Here is an 18,068-nt window from a genome sequence, read left to right as displayed (position 1 = left end):
TTATGGAATCAATTTATTTCACTTGATTCTTACGGATGATATTCAAAGCACCACCGGCTTTAAACCATTCAATCTGTTGTGCATTGTAGGTGTGGTTTGCCAAGATCTCCTCTTGAGTTCCATCCGCATGGTGCAACACAAGAGTCAATGGTTTTCCAGGAGCGAACTCCGTCAAACCAAGGATATCAATCGTATCATTTTCTTGGATTTTGTTATAGTCGTCTTTGTTAGCGAAAGTTAAACCCAACATACCTTGTTTTTTCAGGTTCGTCTCGTGAATACGAGCAAAAGATTTAACCAATACTGCGCGGACACCCAAATGACGAGGTTCCATCGCGGCATGCTCACGGGAAGACCCTTCACCATAGTTCTCATCCCCTACCACAATTGATCCGATGTTATGTGCTTTATAGTCACGTTGCGTTGCCGGAACAGGACCATATTCACCTGTCAATTGATTCTTCACGTTATCGGTTTTCTCATTGAAAAAGTTAACCGCACCGATCAGCATATTATTTGAGATATTATCTAGGTGACCACGGTATTTCAACCAAGGACCAGCCATAGAAATATGATCCGTCGTACATTTACCTTTTGCTTTGATCAATAGTTTCAACCCTTTTAAGTCTGTACCTTCCCAGGCTGCAAAAGGTTCCAACAATTGGAGACGGTCTGATGTCGGTGCTACGTCAACAACGATAGCACTACCATCTGCTGCAGGAGCCTGATATCCCGGATCATCGACAGCAAATCCTTTTGTTGGTAATTCATCTCCCACAGGAGGATCCAACTTCACTTGCTCACCTTTATTGTTCGTTAATGTATCCGTAACAGGATTAAAGCCCAAATCACCGGAAATTGCAATTGCAGCAACCAGTTCTGGCGAAGCAACAAATGCATAGGTATTTGGATTACCATCCGCACGTTTTGCAAAGTTACGGTTGAACGAGTGAACAATCGTGTTTTTCTCTTGCTTGTCCGCACCCACACGATCCCACATACCGATACATGGACCACAAGCGTTGGTGAATATAGTTGCGTTAAGATCTTCGAATGTTTTTAATAAACCATCACGATCCGCTGTAAAACGAACCTGCTCAGAGCCCGGGTTGATACCAAATTCAGCTTTAGTGATCAATCCTTTGTCAACAGCTTGTTTGGCAATAGAAGCGGCACGCGACAAATCCTCATACGAAGAGTTTGTACAAGATCCGATCAATCCCCACTCCACTTTCAAAGGCCAGCCATTCTTATCAGCCTCTTCACGCATGCGCGAAACTGGCGTATATAAATCTGGCGTGAATGGACCATTTAATGAAGGTTCGAGTTCCGAAAGATTAATTTCGATCAATTGATCAAAATATTGTTCAGGATTAGCATAGACTTCAGCATCAGCTGTCAAGTGTTGTTTGATGGCATTGGCGGCATCCGCAACTTCAGCACGGCCTGTCGCACGAAGGTAACGCTCCATGGACTCATCGTAACCAAATGTTGAGGTCGTGGCACCAATTTCAGCGCCCATATTACAGATTGTACCTTTACCTGTACAAGATAGAGACTCTGCACCTTCGCCAAAATATTCAACGATTGCGCCAGTTCCTCCTTTTACAGTCAAGATTCCCGCAACTTTTAGGATAACGTCTTTTGCTGCAGCCCAACCACTCAATTTACCGGTTAATTTAACACCGATCAATTTTGGAAATTTTAGCTCCCAAGGTAAACCTGCCATCACGTCACAGGCATCAGCACCACCTACACCAATTGCAACCATACCTAGACCCCCGGCATTTACAGTATGTGAATCCGTACCGATCATCATACCACCTGGGAATGCATAGTTTTCTAGTACAACTTGGTGGATAATACCCGCCCCTGGTTTCCAGAAACCTATACCATATTTATTTGAAACAGAGCTCAAGAAGTTAAATACTTCCGAACTTTCGTTTTTAGCACGAGCTAAATCTTTATCTGCGCCTTCTTTCGCCTGGATCAAGTGATCACAGTGAACGGTAGAAGGAACCGCGACCTTTGGACGTCCAGCCTGCATAAATTGCAACAAAGCCATTTGTGCAGTTGCATCTTGCATCGCTACACGATCAGGGGCAAAATCAACGTAAGAAACGCCCCGCTTATAATCTTCTGTCGCATTACTATCCCAAAGGTGGGCATATAAAATTTTCTCAGATAAAGTCAAAGGTTTGTTCACCACCTGACGAGCCGCAGCAATGCGCTCATCATAACGGCTATACACCTTTTTAATCATATCTACATCAAAAGCCATATCTCTCTTATTTATGTTATTTAATTAAGTTACTGAAACCCTGATAGCTTTTTACTTTGTCGGAATAGGCGCAAATTTAGTTAAGTTAATGCCTTCGACAGCAGCTTTGTATTCTTCAATATTAGGAATACGGCCTAAAATAGCTGAAAGTACAACAACAGGTGTAGATGCCAATAGGGATTCTCCTTTTTTACCATCTCTGTCTTCTACTACACGGCCTTGAAACAACCGTGTTGAAGTAGCCATCACCGTATCACCTTTGGCAGCTTTCTCTTGGTTACCCATGCAAAGGTTACAACCAGGACGCTCTAGGTACATGATATTTTCGTATTCTGTACGGGCAGTGCTTTTTGGCAATGCATCACTGAACTCAAATCCAGAGTATTTTTGCAAGAATTCCCAATCGCCTTCTGCTTTCAACTCATCAATGATATTATAAGTCGGAGCTGCAACAACCAATGGTGCCTCAAAAGTAACAACACCTTTTTGCTGTTCAATATTCCGCAACATTTTCGAAACGATTTTCAAATCGTCCTTATGCACCATACATGAACCTACGAAACCTAAATCCACCTTTTTGTTTCCACCATAGTAAGAAAGATCACGAATAGTGTCATGTGTATAACGCTTAGAAACGTCTGCGTTATTTACATCTGGATCCGCAATCATTGGCTCTTCAATAAGATCCAAATCAACGACAACCTCAGCATAGTATTTCGCATTGTTATCTGGCGTCAACGCAGGTTTCGCGCCAGATCTGATTTCTTCGATACGTTTGTTCGCTTTATCGATCAAACCTTGCAAAACGTTGTTTTTATTTTCCATACCCTTATCAATCATGATTTGGATACGATTTTTAGCGATTTCTAAAGATTCAATTAATGTATCATCCTGCGAAATACAGATGGATGCTTTCGCTTTCATCTCCGCCGTCCAGTCCGTAAAAGTAAAGGCCTGATCGGCAAGTAATGTACCGATATGAACCTCAATAATTCTACCTTGGAAAACGTTTTCCCCAGCGAATTGCTGTAACATCTGCGCCTGAGTGGCATGTACAACATCACGGAAATCCATGTGTTCTTTCATGCTGCCCTTGAAAGTAACTTTTACAGATTCCGGAATCGGCATCGAAGCTTCACCCGTAGCCAATGCCAATGCAACAGTACCCGAGTCAGCTCCAAAAGCAACACCTTTAGACATACGTGTATGGGAGTCACCACCAATGATGATCGCCCATTCGTCAATCGTAATATCATTTAATACTTTGTGGATCACGTCTGTCATGGAGTGATAAACGCCTTTTGGATCGCGTGCTGTGATCAAACCAAAATCGTTCATAAATTTCATCAATTTTGGAATGTTCGCTTGCGCTTTCTTATCCCAAACAGATGCTGTATGACAACCTGATTGATAAGCACCATCAACCGTAGGAGCAATTACTGTAGCAGCCATTGCCTCCAACTCCTGAGCAGTCATTAAACCTGTCGTATCTTGAGATCCAACAATATTCACTTTCACGCGCACGTCAGAACCAGCATGCAATACTTTGCCTGGTGTTACACCTACCGCATTTTTGTTGAAGATTTTCTCTACAGCAGTTAAGCCTTGACCTTCAATGGTAATTTCTTTTGAAGGAGCAAATACTGTAGGTGCTTGGATACCTAAAGTTTGTGCTGCGAAAGTTTGGATTTTTTTACCAAATACGATAGCATAAGAACCACCCGCTTTGATAAACTCCATTTTTTGTGGTGTCAATGCCTTTGAAATATCAATTAGCTCCTGCTCACCATTATATAATTTTTTTGTCTTGGTATTGATGGTTAATACAGTACCTGTAGCAACAGAATAAACCTCCTCTAAAATAGGCTCATTTTTATCATTGCGAACAACGTTTCCGTTTTCATCGACTTTCTTCACCCAGTTTTTAAGATCGATACCGATACCACCTGTAACATCTACTGTCGTCAAGAAAATTGGAGAAATGCCTTTCGTACCACCTACAATGGGCGCGATGTTTACAAAAGGAACATAAGGACTAGCTTGTTTACCGGTCCATAAGGCCACATTATTTACACCTGACATCCGTGAGGATCCCACACCCATTGTACCTCTTTCGGCGATCAACATCACACTTTTACCTGGATGCTGTGCCTGTAGATCTTGGATTTGTTGTTGTGCTTCTGGCGTGATCATACATTTACCGTGCAATTCACGATCAGAACGCGAGTGTGCCTGGTTACCAGGAGATAGTAAATCTGTAGAGATATCACCTTCACCTGCGATAAAAGTAACTACCTGAATTTCCTCCGTTACTTCCGGAAGTTTCGTAAAAAATTCAGCCTTTGCGTAGCTTTCCAAGATATCTTTTGCGATAGCATTGCCTTGTTCATAAGCGTCCTTCAAACGAGCAGTATCGGCATCATATAAGAAAACCTGTGTTTTAAGTACTTCCGCAGCTTGACTTGCGATCGCAGCATCAGCACCTAAAGCAAGATCCAATAATACGTTGATAGAAGGTCCACCCTTCATATGAGACAATAGCTCAAAAGCAAAATCAGGTGTGATCTCAGCAACAACTGATTCACCCAGAATAATTTCTTTTAAGAACTGCGCTTTAACACCAGCTGCAGGCGTTGTCCCCGGCAAGGTATTATAGATAAACAATCTTAAAGATTCTGCTCTATTTTCATTGTTTAAATCTTTAATCTGAGCAATTACTTCACTTAGTAATTCTGCTCCGTCAATAGGCTTAGGATGTAATCCTTGGCCTTCTCGTTCTACAACCTCTTGTACGTAATCGTTGTAAATACTCATAGATATCAATCTTTCTATTTTAAGGGTAGTTCAGCAGATATACTCTTATCTTCCTACACTACCGTGTCTGTAATATAATTAAGCGAATATATAACCTGTGTAGCCTTCCTACATTAAATTATAAATGCCCGTTCAGTTCGCATTTTCAAGTTGATTCATTTACCGTAAATCAACTATTATGACTAAATACAAAAATAGTGAAAATCCAACTTTAAACGCATGCATTCCATTTATTTAAATCAATTTGGAATTGTTCTAAACAGAACTTATGCAATCCAGCCATTTTTTTTTGAAACTATTTTTTTCGTCCTATCCATCTAAAAAAAAGAGGTGATTTATTTTACTAAATCACCTCTTCCTATCTTTATATATTTTCTATATTTATATCTATATCTTTCAGCGATTTAATGGTATCCATAGGCGCTGCGGCATTGAACACAAAAGAACCTGCGACCAATACATCTGCGCCAGCTTTTAACAGTTGAGCAGCATTGGCGGTAGTAACTCCCCCATCAATTTCGATCAGTAATCCATCGTTGACACCCTTAGCCATTGCACGAAGCTCCTTTACTTTGGCATATGTATTTGCAATAAACTTCTGTCCGCCAAACCCAGGATTGACAGACATCAGGCACACAAGATCCAGATCAGCCAAAACATCTTTCAAAAGTGCTACAGGAGTATGTGGGTTCAATGCAACCCCTGCTTTACACCCCAATTCTTTAATAGCTGCCAATGTACTGTGCAGATGCGTACAAGCCTCGTAATGTACGGTAATTATTTCTGCTCCAGAATCCTTACAGACTTGTAAATAACGATCAGGATCAACAATCATCAAATGTACATCCAATGGTTTAGTGGCGTGTTTCGCAATAGCTTGCATAACGGGAAATCCAAATGAAATATTGGGTACAAATACGCCGTCCATAATATCGATATGAAACCAATCAGCCTCACTATTGTTTACCATGATGATATCATCGTATAATTTTGCGAAGTCTGCAGCAAGAACGGATGGTGCAATTAGATGTGATTTTGTTGACATATTGTGTTTTTTTTGCAAAGATAACAAGTATTTTCCGTTCAACACAGCATTCCTAACATTTAACATGATTCAAATAGCATTCAGCAGAATCCACAAAAAATAAATTATAACTACATTTGTATATTAACTTTATATAAAAAACATCGTTCACTGTGGGAAGATTAAAAATAAAATATAAAAGAGAATTAAACACGTCAGAAAATCTCATCCGAAAAATTGGACTAATATTGATCACGATCGTTCTGATCTGTATTTTTCTTCCCAAACAACCACGATTCCGTTATGAGTTCCAAAAAGGAAAAGTCTGGAATCATGAAAATTTAATATCACCTTACAATTTTGCGATCCTCAAGACGCAGGAGGAGCTTAATGCAGACAAAAAAGGTATATTGAATACAATCCAGCCAATTTATAACGCAAATACAACAACAAGCAAAGAGCAAATAGATCAGTTCAATACCGATTTGTCGGAAAAATGGCAAAGCAGCAAACTTGACACGACACACGAAAATATAAACGATTACCGCAGTGCCGGAAATGCGATATTAAACCACCTTTATGGAAAAGGGATACTCTCGTTGAATAATCGGTTTCAAAACCGCAACAACGAAAAATCACCGGCTTCAAAACATTACAATTTTACGTTAATACAAGATAAAGTTGCCTCACAAAAAAACACAGCTGATTGCTATACGATCGAAAGCTCCTATGGCTATATGGATGAATTAATGCCCAAGCTGACTAAAATCAAGCAAAAAGGCTGGCTAGTGGAAACGTTAAAAAACTATATCACGATTAACTATATTTATAACGACCAGCAGACCGAAGCACTGGAACAAAATGCCATCGCCAATATATCCGCTACCCGAGGTGTTGTACAAAAAGGTGAACTGATCGCTGAAAAAGAAAAGATTATATCCAATGAGACCTACCAAAAACTAGAATCATTACGTAAGGTATATGAAGACGAAGGAAAAATAAGTGGAAATCAAAACTATGTAACCCTAGGGCAATTTCTCATTATATCCCTCGCGCTTTCCATACTCATGGTATTTCTGTTTCTTTTCCGTAAAGACATCTATTTCAACAACAGGTTATTGATGATTATCATGATCGTCATCATCGGCATGCTTGCTGTGCTTTCATGGGCTATCAAGATAAAAATACCAAATCTGTACTATATTCCATTTTGTGCGGTACCCATTATCATCCGCATCTTATTCGACACAAGGGTCGCACTGAACATCCACCTATTAATGGTCCTTTTGGCGGGACTATTTGTACCGAATAGTTTCGAGTTTGTCTTTTTACAATTTATGGCGGGCATCGTCGCGATATACAGTATCAAGACATTGGTAAAACGTGAACAATTGTTTGTTTCTTCGGCTATCATCTTAGGTACATATTGGGTCGCTTACATCGGATTAGTGATCACAAGAAATGGCTCTATTGACACCATTTACTGGACAGACCTCCTTCCCTTCCTGGTTAGTGTAATGATCACGCTGCTTGCCTATCCGATGATCTATGCCTTCGAGAAACTTTTTGGAATTGTTTCCGATTTAACCTTGATGGAACTCACCAATAGTAATTCCAAATTATTGCGGGAACTTTCCTTTAAAGCTCCGGGCACTTTTCAGCACTCCCTACAGGTAGCCAATCTGGCGGAGGCCGCAATTTATAAAATTGGGGGTAATCCCCTGTTGGTCCGTGCCGGTGCCTTGTACCATGACATTGGTAAATTGACCAATCCGCAATTTTTTATTGAGAACCAAAAAACAGAGAAAAATCCGCATGACGAACTCTCTCCGGAGCAAAGTGCGCAGATCATCATCTCCCATGTCATCAAAGGTGTTGATGTCGCCAAGAAACATCAGCTTCCCGAGGTTATCCTTGACTTTATCCGAACACATCACGGTACCACCCGTGTGGACTACTTTTACAATTTATTTGTTAAAAACAATCCAGACAAACTCGTGGACGAATCTCTGTTCACCTACCCCGGCCCAATCCCTTTCTCTAAAGAAACAGCGGTACTGATGATGGCCGACTCTGTTGAAGCTGCATCCAGAGCGTTAAAAGAACCCTCGGAGGAGTCCATCAATAATCTGGTTGATAAAATAATTGAACACAAATTGATGCGCGGACAGTTCAACAATAGTAACATTACATTGAAAGATATCACCGAATCGGCCGTTATTTTCAAGGCTATGCTCAAAAGCATCTACCATGTTCGCGTGGATTATGATTTAAGCAAAAAAACAATGTAATTTTAATTGCTAAACAACAAATTGAAATTCAAACGCTTATTGCAACGTTACATTTTTTTTGCATTTTTTTTGATATTTAGGCTTTGCAGATTCAAATAATTGCCTTATGTTTGCAATGTCAAAACACGGAAGGGTGCCTGAGTGGCCGAAAGGAACAGTTTGCTAAACTGTCGTACTGGAAACGGTACCGCGGGTTCGAATCCCGCCTCTTCCGCCAAGACTACAAAAAGCTCAACATTAGTTGAGCTTTTTTTGTTTATGGTGAAAAAACAGGACCCAACCTTCACATGCCTATTCCTCCCCAATCCACCCAATTTGAAAACGCATGAATCAGAGCCACAGATCGACGCTTAGCCAGCCCCCGATTATCAACATTTCCTTCCAGTATCCAATTACTTTCAATTTTCCGAACAATCCCTACATCATTGATCCGTCCAAGCTAGTGACTATAGATAGCAAATAGGATGATACCATCATCCCATTCATTGCGTCTTGCATTTTCCGCTATCGGATCCCAAGTGAGCAAAATAGCTGCTCCTTAACGCTCGATGAAATAGATCCTCAGGGGAATCTTCACGCCTGCACTCTGACCAATTCGGTATTGCCGGGATGTTGCTTCAATACCATTTCGTACCCTATCCGTATCTGATTCGGCATTTATCCACTGTTTCTCTACTTATTACCTACTCTTTTCCTACTCTTTTAGTAGGGAATTAGTGGAGGATAAGTAGCGGAATACAGCAGTGATTGCGAATATGGTATGAGCAAGTGCTGAGCAAGCATTAAATGATCTGCGGACAAACTGAAAGGATATAGTAATAGTAGTAATAATATTTGAGCGTATCCGTTTCGAGGATTCTACATCGTTTGCCTACCGCAACAGTTAATCCTTTCAAATGCTGGCTCTTTTTATCTTTTTCTTACAAAATGATTTTGAACGATTGAATTTAGAAAGATTTTTGTATCCACAGCTTCAAACTTCAACATTTCGGAAAGATCTCCGAACAAAGGAATTCCTTCCCCCAGCAGATAAGGAATCAGGGTAATAATGATCTCATCAATCCGGTCTTCTTGCAAAAAGCTCTGAATGGTTCTTCCTCCATCGATATACAGGTTATGATATCCTTTTCCATGAATTTCAGCCAGCACATCGTTTAGGCAACCTTTGACAAGAGAAGCTTTATCCCTGAATTTTGCGGGGATCTCCGTCATCCTGTCGCTTAACACAAAAACATGCTTATCATAATACCATTCGTCAAAACCACAAACCACTTCAAAGGTGTTGCGGCCCATGACCAACGCATCAATCTGTGCAATAAATTCCTTATAGCCCATATCATCCTTTTCGGGATTCGGTATGGAAAGCAGCCAATCGATTTCTCCGTTCCTATCGGCAATGTATCCGTCCAGACTGGTGGCAATGAAGACTTTGTTTTTCTGATTCATTTTTATGTATTTAAAGTTATACCACAAAATTAAATCGTTCGACACATTTAAAATTGTACAGAATTTATCCTACTCCAAATTTTGAAAATTCTTTTGGAGTATAACCACTGAGTTTTTTAAATACCCTAATAAAATGAGACTGGTCATAGAATCCAGCGTTCAGCCCAATGTCAGTCAATCGTTCCGACGAATTGTTCTGAAGCAATATGACCGCTTTATTCACTTTGTAAAGGTTCAGATATTCACTGGGAGTCAAAAAATAATACTTTCTGAATTTTTGAATGAAACTTTTCTGCGAAATCGGCAGCAGTTTACTGAAATCCCTCAGCATCCCCTTTCCTGCCATTTCAGCGGCCAGATGTGCTTCGAACCTCATCAAGTGAGGGTCGGTATTGACAGTTTCGAATACCCTCAACAAACATTTTTCGGCTTGGGCAAAATCAGGATTCTCGGCAGCAAAAAGACAGTCAAATAAAATCGCAGCTACTTCTTCCAAAGATGAGCTCCCTAATTTTTGGAGCAGTATTCCGTAGCAAAACGGCTTTAAAATTAAACCTATGCACGCGTAAGCTCCATTTGTTCTGGTCAGAAAAGGTCGATTTTTTAAACCCGATAGCACCTGAAGTCCTGTACGACCGTCTATCTTTTCGGTATTGATGCCTCTGATGTCGTACTCATCGCCATAACTGAAAATAAGTTCGGTAAACAAAGCCGCATGATGAACAAAATCCATGGTAAGATCAGGCGACTTTCCTACCCAGATATAATCTATAAATCCGCTGAGCGGATATTTTGGCTGGTAAGCTACTTCTTCTATCATTTTTATTGTTCTGAGTAAGCCAATTGCATGGGTTCTATAGGAACAGATAAATATAAAGGTTATTTTTCGGAACTAAGCCCGATATGATTTCCTTCTGTATCCTCGATAACAGCGATATAACCCGCTGGAATCAAAGTTTTAGTAGCGATTATTTTACCACCTGCTGCTACCACTCTATCAAGAACAAGCTGGATTTCGGGATAAGCATTTATATAAATAAGGACTCCAGATCGTGAAGGTTCTTTATTAGGGGATTGGGTCAAAACTCCCGTAATTCGGCCAGACGTTGCCTGTATAACATTAGGATCATAAGGAAAAAATGTAAGTTCTTCTTCGGAATCTGGAAAAGACCTTATCGTCATCTTTAGGTCTAGAATTTCTTCATAAAAGCTTTTTGCCCTTAGCGTATTGAGGACAGGGATTTCGAACCAAGTTAGCACATTGGTATGCGCATCGATTTTCTTTAATTTTTCCATGATTTCTTATTTTTTTCAAAACTCAGGAAAAAATAAGATTTTAGCCTGTGACGATCGTCACATAATTAATAATATGTCCTTCTTCTTCTAATTCGGCTCAATGTTTCCCGCGCCACTCCGAGAAAAGAGGCTAGCTGCGTGAGCGGAACACGTTGCACCATTTCCGGAAACTGACGTTCTAGAAAGTCCAATCTTTCTTGAGGTTTATAGAGTTTGGCCATATTTGCGAATTCCGCCTGTTTTGACGCAAACTGGCGGATGCAGTTTCTCCCCAATCTTTCAATCTCAATGTGCTGGCTTGAAACTTCAAACAACTTTTTCTTATCAAAGATGACTACTGCCAAAGGTTCACAGGCCACAATATTAAGGGCGGACGGATGACCACTTCCAAAACTCTGGATGTCAGTTGCGATTTCATCTTCAAAGAAAAATCCGATGTTCTTTTTCTCAGCATCTATCATGCAGTAGCTTTTGCAATAGCCCTTTTCAATATAAAAGAGCTGATCACATATGTCGCCTTCTTTTAGCAAAACCTCATTTTTCCGGTATTCTTGCAAACGAAGGGCAGGTTGCAAACATATCCAGGCTTCATCAGAAAAATCAGTTAATGTACGTATGAAAAGTAATAGATTTTCCATTTATTTATCTAGAAATGCTAATTTTTATCGAAAACAGCATTTTAATATGCCATTCAATGCATTTTCGTTTGTAAAGTTACCAAAAGCGATAGAGAACTTACATTAAAAAATCAACGAGCATTAATCTCTGCTTCCTTTAATATTTTTATGGCATGCGATTCATGTTCAATGAGCCGCGTTATCTCCTCTTTAGAAAACGATGAGATGGCAGGAATAAATATCACCTTCGGGTAATTAATATATCGCTTATAGAGAATCTGAGCCCTTTCCATATGAAAATCAGATGTAATCACGATTAACATATCGGGTATCTTCAACAATACCCGTTCTTTAGCCAGTTGAAAATCTGTTATTGTATTGGTTGAAAGTACCCCCTCTTCCAGAGCCTGTTCGGGTATTCCCCGCTCCATCAAGAATTGATACGCGTAAAAGTAATGTGGCTTTTCTGTTGTATTGAAATGCGCTCCGAAACCACCAGTGCAGAGGATTTTAAAACTAGGATTTGCCAAGTGTATATTGAAAGTGCAATTCAACCTGTCTTGCGCCAATTTAGATAAATTACCTTGCGCATCGTTTGGCGCACCGAGAACTAAAATAATATTATTCATAACATACTCAATTTTTAGGTGGGAAAAAGAACGATTTGGGATTCATCTTAAAATAAATCCATACTGCCTTTGCCATTTTCGCCAACTCCTTAGAGGACAGGTTTCTCGAACGGAACGCCAGAACCAATGACAAACCAAAGCTTACCAGAAAATTAAAGAGTCCAATTATCCCGATACCCAAAATTCCCCATACCCAAATATCTGTGGACAGCTCCATACGATGCCCAAATAGACCGAGCGCCAGATTCCCGCTCGCAAAAGTGATGTGTCGAATATCCAAATCCAGCCCCAGAAACATCCCGATGGAAGCAGTTGATCCCATAAAAACACCAAACCAGAGATTGGAAACAATACCAGCCCATTTCTTTTCATAAAAAGAGGCAATCTTGTCCGTCTTCGTTTTCCCACATATCTTTTTCAGCAAGGGATGCTCCTGAATTCTGTAGTAAACGGAATTATGTTTATCTCGATTTGAAATACTTCCAGCGATAATCCCCGACAGAAATAAAAACACACCTGCAATGGAAGCGTGCAAGATAACGGGGGTCTTCGTCGGGTTTAAATCATCGACCAGATGTAGCCATTTCGTACTTGCTATATTTACACCCGACAGCTGCTCTATTCCCCAAACTAACAAAAGACTAATGGGGAATGCCATAATTACATTACCAACGAAAGCGATAAACTGCGAACGAAATAAACGTGCGAAAAATTGCGCAAAGACCCAATAACGGTGTCTGTCGGCACCTTGGTCCGAAGCTCCCTGTTCAATCGCACTCACAAGGGATGATGCTGTCATCGCCGGCTGCTTTGTTGCCAAGGTAGCGCCAAAAAGATAAATGACCGTAAAACCGATTGCATAATTCAAGCTATACAAAAATGCATGTCCGAATTCGCTTGTATCCACTTTTCCCAACAATAGTTTTACAATACACATCGCCCCCACAATTACACCACCGCCGCAAGCAGAACGAAACATCTTCCAATACTCCTGATGGGTTGCCGTAATATAGTGCTCACCGGTCTGGGCTGTATGGTGTGTAATTTCGTAAGCCAGCAATTGTGTGCTCTGCCCTATTAATTTTCGGATATTGCTTTTTCTCGAATTATATCCAATCAGCGTCTTCGCCAATTGAATACTTTTCTCTACTTTTTGGGATTCTGTATCAATCACCAAAAAAGAAAGCATCTCCTTGATGCGCTCCAGTTGTTGCCGAATCCGCAACAAGGACTGGTTCACTTTAATGGAAATACCGAAACGATGTGAATTACTAAAAGCCGTTTCTATATAAGTTTCGCATTGTTTGTGAAGTACCAATAGTTGTTTGTATGAAAGATCCTCAGTCGTAATATATTTTGTCTCCGATTGTAAAATACGATCATTTAACTCGGTAAACTCCCGCATGATTGCGATAAATGGACTATCAAAATTCTGAAACTCAGGCACCATTTTATTGACATCAGTTTCCATGGCACGACCTGTGATACGTTGCACCAACAGTTCTATGCCATATAAGATTTCGATCATTTCAAAACCCGTTTCATTATCATATATCGAATCGAATTCACATAATCGAAAAAGCTCATGCAGTTGTTCGGCGGGAATCGTTGACACCCAATCTGCGTCTTTAACTGTGTAAAACACTTGGTTCAGTAAATACTGTAACGTTGACTTTGCCGGTTGATAAGGCAGATAGCGCTCCGTTATTCGCTTCCTGAGTTCATAAATAAAGTCGGCATAACTGATAATACCCGTATCGGATACCAATTGATCAAAATCTCTTCGCCAGAGAACACGTTTGAGATATTGGACAAATTGACGCCTTGTATCGGGTAACTCTTTCAGAAAATCAAGAAAAAACTGGATATCGACCTGGTAAAATAATTGCACTCTTTTTGGACGAATAATAGCTACAGTTAAAACCAAAAGCTCAATTTCTGCAAACGCTGGATTATCCAAATGATTCTTATAGCGATCAAACAGCTCAACTATTTGCTGTTTCTGATCCATTTTTTTCTTCATAAACTCTTATTATCCGCTTTTCGATGGCTACTTAAATAGCCCGTATAAACTTTAATGTCTTAAGATACCATATTTAGGACTAAATTGTTTTAAATTATGAAATCTATTCCCTCTTATTTTCTATAAAGCAAAGAGTCTAAGGAACACATATCCCACTACCATTATCACCGAAATCTCAAGCAGGAAAATACCTGAAACCAGTGATAAGCCTCCGTAAAAATTCTTCTATTTTTGCAATAGCGAACAGGATAAAAATGAAGACAACAAATTTTGCGATAGTATGCTTAGGTCTATTCCCCATGCTTCTAAAAGCACAGGACGGCATCACATTTGACGATGATTTTAACTTATGGAACATCGAAAAAGGACAAACAGCCTCTGTTTTTGTTGAAAAAGCCTATATACGCTCTGGGCCAGGCCTCAACATGAAAGTGGTGGACTCACTGACACTTGGCAAAAATGTCACCATTGCGAGCGCTCCGTTTAAGGGTAATACCATCAAAAATTTTTATGCTCCTTGGTATCAGATCAGCTACCATAGCGATGGTCAGCTTAAACAGGGGTTTATCTGGCTCGGGTTATTGGCACTCGGTAAACAGACCGACAAGGACGGCCTTCAGTATTTATTCGGCTTTGAACGTTTCATCAAACAACAAAATGAGGAACAACAGGATCACTATTTAACCATAGTAAAATTGTTGGATGCACAAGATTCATTAATCACTAGTCAATCTTACCCATTTGTATTCTCTGGGCAGCTGAGCTCGCAAAGTAAACTGCTGCCAGCTATGGGACTAAATAATGTAAAGCAAATCTTACGCATGGAATTTTTATCAGGTGCCTGCGGGGTCCCCACGGAGTATAATTACATTGCCTGGACTGGCCAGAAATTGATCAATCTCCCCAGTAGGTACTCTGTTAGTGATGCCGGTGTCTTTTATTACGACGAAAAAATCCTATTCCCCTCAGAGCACAAAAGAAACAACCAGTTGATCTATAAATACATCGAAGAAGGAGAAGCGAAAGATGATGATACCCTAGACCCCGACTATCATATTTCGAAAAGAGAAGAACATTTTCAATGGGATGGTGATAAGTTCGTAAAACTTACGCTACCGAAATAACTTTTCAATAAAATTCAACATATTAGTAAAAATAATAAAAGAAAGAAGCAAAGAATGGAAGAGAAAAATATTTACGATTTGTTCTATAGAGGTGAACTTGATCTGTTTATTATAGAGGGCGAAAATCAATTAAAGCAGAACGACCAGGATGTGCCACTATGGACACATCTTGCTGTTGCCTATCACGATCAAGTATTTTATGATGGACACGAAGCTATTTTTGATATCATACAGGAGAAGATGATCCCCTATCTCCAAAAAGCACTACTAGTAGAGCCAGAAAACGAAACAACGCTCTATCACATGCTCAATTACGTCTTAGGCAACCAGGCTAGCTTAGAGCAGATCAATCGTCCGAGAAAACACATCAACGAGAACAACAAAGACCAGTTTATCGGTTATGCAAAAAAATTGATCGCAATACCTAAAATGGCGCCCTATGGCTACGGTTTCCTTGCAGATATTTATGAGAGTCTCCAGGATGATACGGCCCTATTAGCGTTATTGGATGAGGGGATCGGTTATTTCAATGAAACTTTTAAAGACAATCGCGAAGCTGCTGATCAAAATTTCTCCATATTCTGGATGAAAAAAATATATCTTTTGGACCGTACCAAACAGATTTCGGGTACAGCGCTAACCGCTTTAATAGGAGAGCAATTTGATCGCTTTGTCAGCGGCAGTGAAATGCAATATGTGGACCTTGCAGAGATCGCTTATGAAAACAAAGAGATAGATCTGGCCTTAAAAGTATTATTAAAACTTATTAAAGGCGAAAATTCAGCTGCCCATATCCATGCGGAACTGGTTAAATGGCATGGTCGCTTTGAAGAGCTTATCGCTGACGGTTATGAAAACCCTGAGGTGTTCTATTACCAGCTTATCATTGAACGCAATTATTCCGAAGATATTGGGATACCGCTAGACTATTATTATCTACACGCACTAAAACTGATTGACGAATATCCAGACTTATACGCAGGCTATCATTTTGCAGCCGCATACCTTTATGACGATGGACAACATCAAGCTGCATTACCTTACCTCCAACAATTGGGCGAAAGACAGTGGAATGCAACATCTTGGCGCCGTCTTGTCGAATGCACCTACTTAACAACAGGCGAAGTAATTGCGCAAGTTCCGTCGTTCGATGACTTACCACGCGATCTCTATAATGAAGCAATTAACCTATCTGACTTTGTAGATGCATTGGATACCCTGTCAGCTGAAGACACACTGGCCCTGAGACAGCTTTACCTTGCCGTTTATCGCCAGGCTTATGATGCCTTTGCGGCTTATTTCGAACAAGGAAAATATGAAAGTGATTATTTCGGTGGAAGCCACAATCGTGCAATGAATTGCAATAACCTGGCGATTGCATTAAAGAATGTAGATCTCCTCGAAGATAGCTATCAAATCGCAACTGAAGGGCTAAACTACTCAGATTTTGAAGAACTACATCAGACGCGAACAGATGCATTGTCGAAATTGGAGGATTATGAACGTTTAAAAGACGCCCTCATACTATATTTCGACACATATCAAGTCACTTTGAGCGACCTCGATGAAATGCGCGATGAGGAAATGGAAGAACAATTCGCTGAAGATGACTCAGATTTAGTGTTCCCAAGTTGCTATCAAATGTTTGTGTATCAGCTTGAAGTAAATTATCATCTGGGACTTTCTCCCGATATACAGGCAGAAGCACAATATCTTCTGGAGCATATATATCAGTTCTACATCAATCACCCTACGCTAAACGACTATCATTATAGGGATTTTGAGGCTGCTAAAAATGGCGTGGAAGGTATTATTTATGATATTCTTGAGCCTAACGATCGTGATTACCGTATCCACTATTATGAAGATATGGCACAGCAATACCCGCATGAAGCACAACCGCAGTATATCCTCATGCAGTTATACAATGAAATATCCGACTATAGCGCCATTGTTGCTGCAGCACAAACTTACCTCAAAAATAAAAAGGAATTTATCATCGATGACTTTGATAAAGCAAAGACTTTATATCTGATTATCAAAGGTCATTATTTCCTCTCCGAATTTAGATCGGGGGCAGAGGTATTTCAACGTCATGATGCTTGGGTTGCCACAGTCATGGATCCAGAAGATTATGTACTTTGGGTAAAATTCGGAATCATGTTGCTTGCTGAACAGGAAAATCTAGCGGAAGTCAACCGCAATGTAATGGTCTTTAACGGCATCTATGCACAAAGTGAATGGGGCTATGATGACGACTGTGAATCTGTAAAGTTGGCGGAAGCACTTGTTAATTACAAAACGGGAAACCTAAAAAAAGCCCATAGTTTACTCAATGAAGTACTGGCTTATTCAGACCATAGCACACTGGCAGACGAATACAAAAGAACCTGGAAGAAACCAGGTTTCTTATCAAACTTTAAGTTCTAGCGAGCTCCTCGCCCAACTTAAATAATAAAAGAAGCGTAGTAAACAGTTTGATCTGTTTATTACGCTTCTATGGAATATAGCTTCCCATCAATA

At 40.1% G+C, this 18,068-nt stretch carries 12 protein-coding genes and 1 tRNA gene; 4 read left to right on the top strand and 9 right to left on the bottom strand.

Going from position 1 to position 18,068, the window contains the following annotated elements; all coding sequences use genetic code 11:
* Nucleotides 1-13: 13 nt before the first annotated feature.
* The 3 genes from AC07UV_RS07325 to rpe all read right to left on the bottom strand — a co-directional run bounded on the left by AC07UV_RS07325 (nucleotide 14) and on the right by rpe (nucleotide 6,140).
* Nucleotides 14-2,281, bottom strand: coding sequence for an aconitate hydratase (locus AC07UV_RS07325; protein ID WP_282254964.1), 2,268 nt, complete (start codon nucleotides 2,279-2,281; stop codon nucleotides 14-16).
* 51 nt (nucleotides 2,282-2,332) lie between these two features.
* A complete protein-coding gene (locus AC07UV_RS07320; RefSeq protein WP_495183196.1) occupies nucleotides 2,333-5,095 on the bottom strand; it encodes a bifunctional aconitate hydratase 2/2-methylisocitrate dehydratase in 2,763 nt (920 codons plus the stop codon).
* A 364-nt stretch (nucleotides 5,096-5,459) separates the two neighbouring features.
* Nucleotides 5,460-6,140, bottom strand: coding sequence for a ribulose-phosphate 3-epimerase (rpe, locus tag AC07UV_RS07315; RefSeq protein ID WP_495183195.1), 681 nt, complete (start codon nucleotides 6,138-6,140; stop codon nucleotides 5,460-5,462).
* A 152-nt stretch (nucleotides 6,141-6,292) separates the two neighbouring features.
* On the opposite strand from rpe, the gene AC07UV_RS07310 reads away from it, so the two are divergent.
* Both AC07UV_RS07310 and AC07UV_RS07305 read left to right on the top strand, forming a co-directional pair.
* Nucleotides 6,293-8,410 carry an HD family phosphohydrolase gene (locus AC07UV_RS07310; RefSeq protein WP_495183194.1) on the top strand — a complete coding sequence of 706 codons (2,118 nt, stop codon included), beginning with the start codon at nucleotides 6,293-6,295 and terminating at the stop codon, nucleotides 8,408-8,410.
* 127 nt (nucleotides 8,411-8,537) lie between these two features.
* Nucleotides 8,538-8,627: transfer RNA gene (locus AC07UV_RS07305), tRNA-Ser, on the top strand.
* A gap of 692 nt (nucleotides 8,628-9,319) precedes the next feature.
* On the opposite strand, the gene AC07UV_RS07300 is transcribed toward AC07UV_RS07305, so the two are convergent.
* The 6 genes from AC07UV_RS07300 to AC07UV_RS07275 form a co-directional block, all read right to left on the bottom strand.
* Nucleotides 9,320-9,856, bottom strand: coding sequence for a dihydrofolate reductase family protein (locus AC07UV_RS07300; RefSeq protein WP_495183193.1), 537 nt, complete (start codon nucleotides 9,854-9,856; stop codon nucleotides 9,320-9,322).
* A gap of 64 nt (nucleotides 9,857-9,920) precedes the next feature.
* Complete coding sequence (locus tag AC07UV_RS07295) at nucleotides 9,921-10,676, bottom strand: helix-turn-helix domain-containing protein (protein ID WP_495183192.1); 756 nt, start codon at nucleotides 10,674-10,676, stop codon at nucleotides 9,921-9,923.
* Nucleotides 10,677-10,735: 59 nt separating this feature from the next.
* A complete protein-coding gene (locus AC07UV_RS07290; RefSeq protein WP_495183191.1) occupies nucleotides 10,736-11,152 on the bottom strand; it encodes a VOC family protein in 417 nt (138 codons plus the stop codon).
* A gap of 65 nt (nucleotides 11,153-11,217) precedes the next feature.
* A complete protein-coding gene (locus tag AC07UV_RS07285; protein WP_495183190.1) occupies nucleotides 11,218-11,790 on the bottom strand; it encodes a Crp/Fnr family transcriptional regulator in 573 nt (190 codons plus the stop codon).
* A gap of 110 nt (nucleotides 11,791-11,900) precedes the next feature.
* Nucleotides 11,901-12,398 carry a YdcF family protein gene (locus AC07UV_RS07280; RefSeq protein WP_495183189.1) on the bottom strand — a complete coding sequence of 166 codons (498 nt, stop codon included), beginning with the start codon at nucleotides 12,396-12,398 and terminating at the stop codon, nucleotides 11,901-11,903.
* 7 nt (nucleotides 12,399-12,405) lie between these two features.
* Nucleotides 12,406-14,421, bottom strand: a complete 2,016-nt coding sequence (locus AC07UV_RS07275) for a transporter-like protein (protein ID WP_495183188.1) — start codon at nucleotides 14,419-14,421, stop codon at nucleotides 12,406-12,408.
* A 254-nt stretch (nucleotides 14,422-14,675) separates the two neighbouring features.
* On the opposite strand from AC07UV_RS07275, the gene AC07UV_RS07270 reads away from it, so the two are divergent.
* A complete protein-coding gene (locus tag AC07UV_RS07270; RefSeq protein WP_495183187.1) occupies nucleotides 14,676-15,545 on the top strand; it encodes an SH3 domain-containing protein in 870 nt (289 codons plus the stop codon).
* A 54-nt stretch (nucleotides 15,546-15,599) separates the two neighbouring features.
* On the top strand, nucleotides 15,600-17,975 hold the full coding sequence (locus AC07UV_RS07265) for a hypothetical protein (protein ID WP_495183186.1): 2,376 nt from the start codon (nucleotides 15,600-15,602) through the stop codon (nucleotides 17,973-17,975).
* The last annotated feature ends 93 nt before the right edge of the window (nucleotides 17,976-18,068 follow it).

The organism is Sphingobacterium sp. GW821-FHT03E03 (assembly GCF_059420745.1).
This window is presented reverse-complemented; position numbering and strand designations above follow the sequence as displayed.

What these genes read in the sequence shown, in the direction of transcription:
- AC07UV_RS07295 (WP_495183192.1), bottom strand. Translation starts at nt 10,676, where the DNA reads ATGATAGAAGAAGTAGCTTACCAGCCAAAATATCCGCTCAGCGGATTT.
- rpe (WP_495183195.1), bottom strand. Translation starts at nt 6,140, where the DNA reads ATGTCAACAAAATCACATCTAATTGCACCATCCGTTCTTGCTGCAGAC.
- AC07UV_RS07275 (WP_495183188.1), bottom strand. Translation starts at nt 14,421, where the DNA reads ATGAAGAAAAAAATGGATCAGAAACAGCAAATAGTTGAGCTGTTTGAT.
- AC07UV_RS07325 (WP_282254964.1), bottom strand. Translation starts at nt 2,281, where the DNA reads ATGGCTTTTGATGTAGATATGATTAAAAAGGTGTATAGCCGTTATGAT.
- AC07UV_RS07285 (WP_495183190.1), bottom strand. Translation starts at nt 11,790, where the DNA reads ATGGAAAATCTATTACTTTTCATACGTACATTAACTGATTTTTCTGAT.
- AC07UV_RS07265 (WP_495183186.1), top strand. Translation starts at nt 15,600, where the DNA reads ATGGAAGAGAAAAATATTTACGATTTGTTCTATAGAGGTGAACTTGAT.
- AC07UV_RS07290 (WP_495183191.1), bottom strand. Translation starts at nt 11,152, where the DNA reads ATGGAAAAATTAAAGAAAATCGATGCGCATACCAATGTGCTAACTTGG.
- AC07UV_RS07300 (WP_495183193.1), bottom strand. Translation starts at nt 9,856, where the DNA reads ATGAATCAGAAAAACAAAGTCTTCATTGCCACCAGTCTGGACGGATAC.
- AC07UV_RS07320 (WP_495183196.1), bottom strand. Translation starts at nt 5,095, where the DNA reads ATGAGTATTTACAACGATTACGTACAAGAGGTTGTAGAACGAGAAGGC.
- AC07UV_RS07280 (WP_495183189.1), bottom strand. Translation starts at nt 12,398, where the DNA reads ATGAATAATATTATTTTAGTTCTCGGTGCGCCAAACGATGCGCAAGGT.
- AC07UV_RS07270 (WP_495183187.1), top strand. Translation starts at nt 14,676, where the DNA reads ATGAAGACAACAAATTTTGCGATAGTATGCTTAGGTCTATTCCCCATG.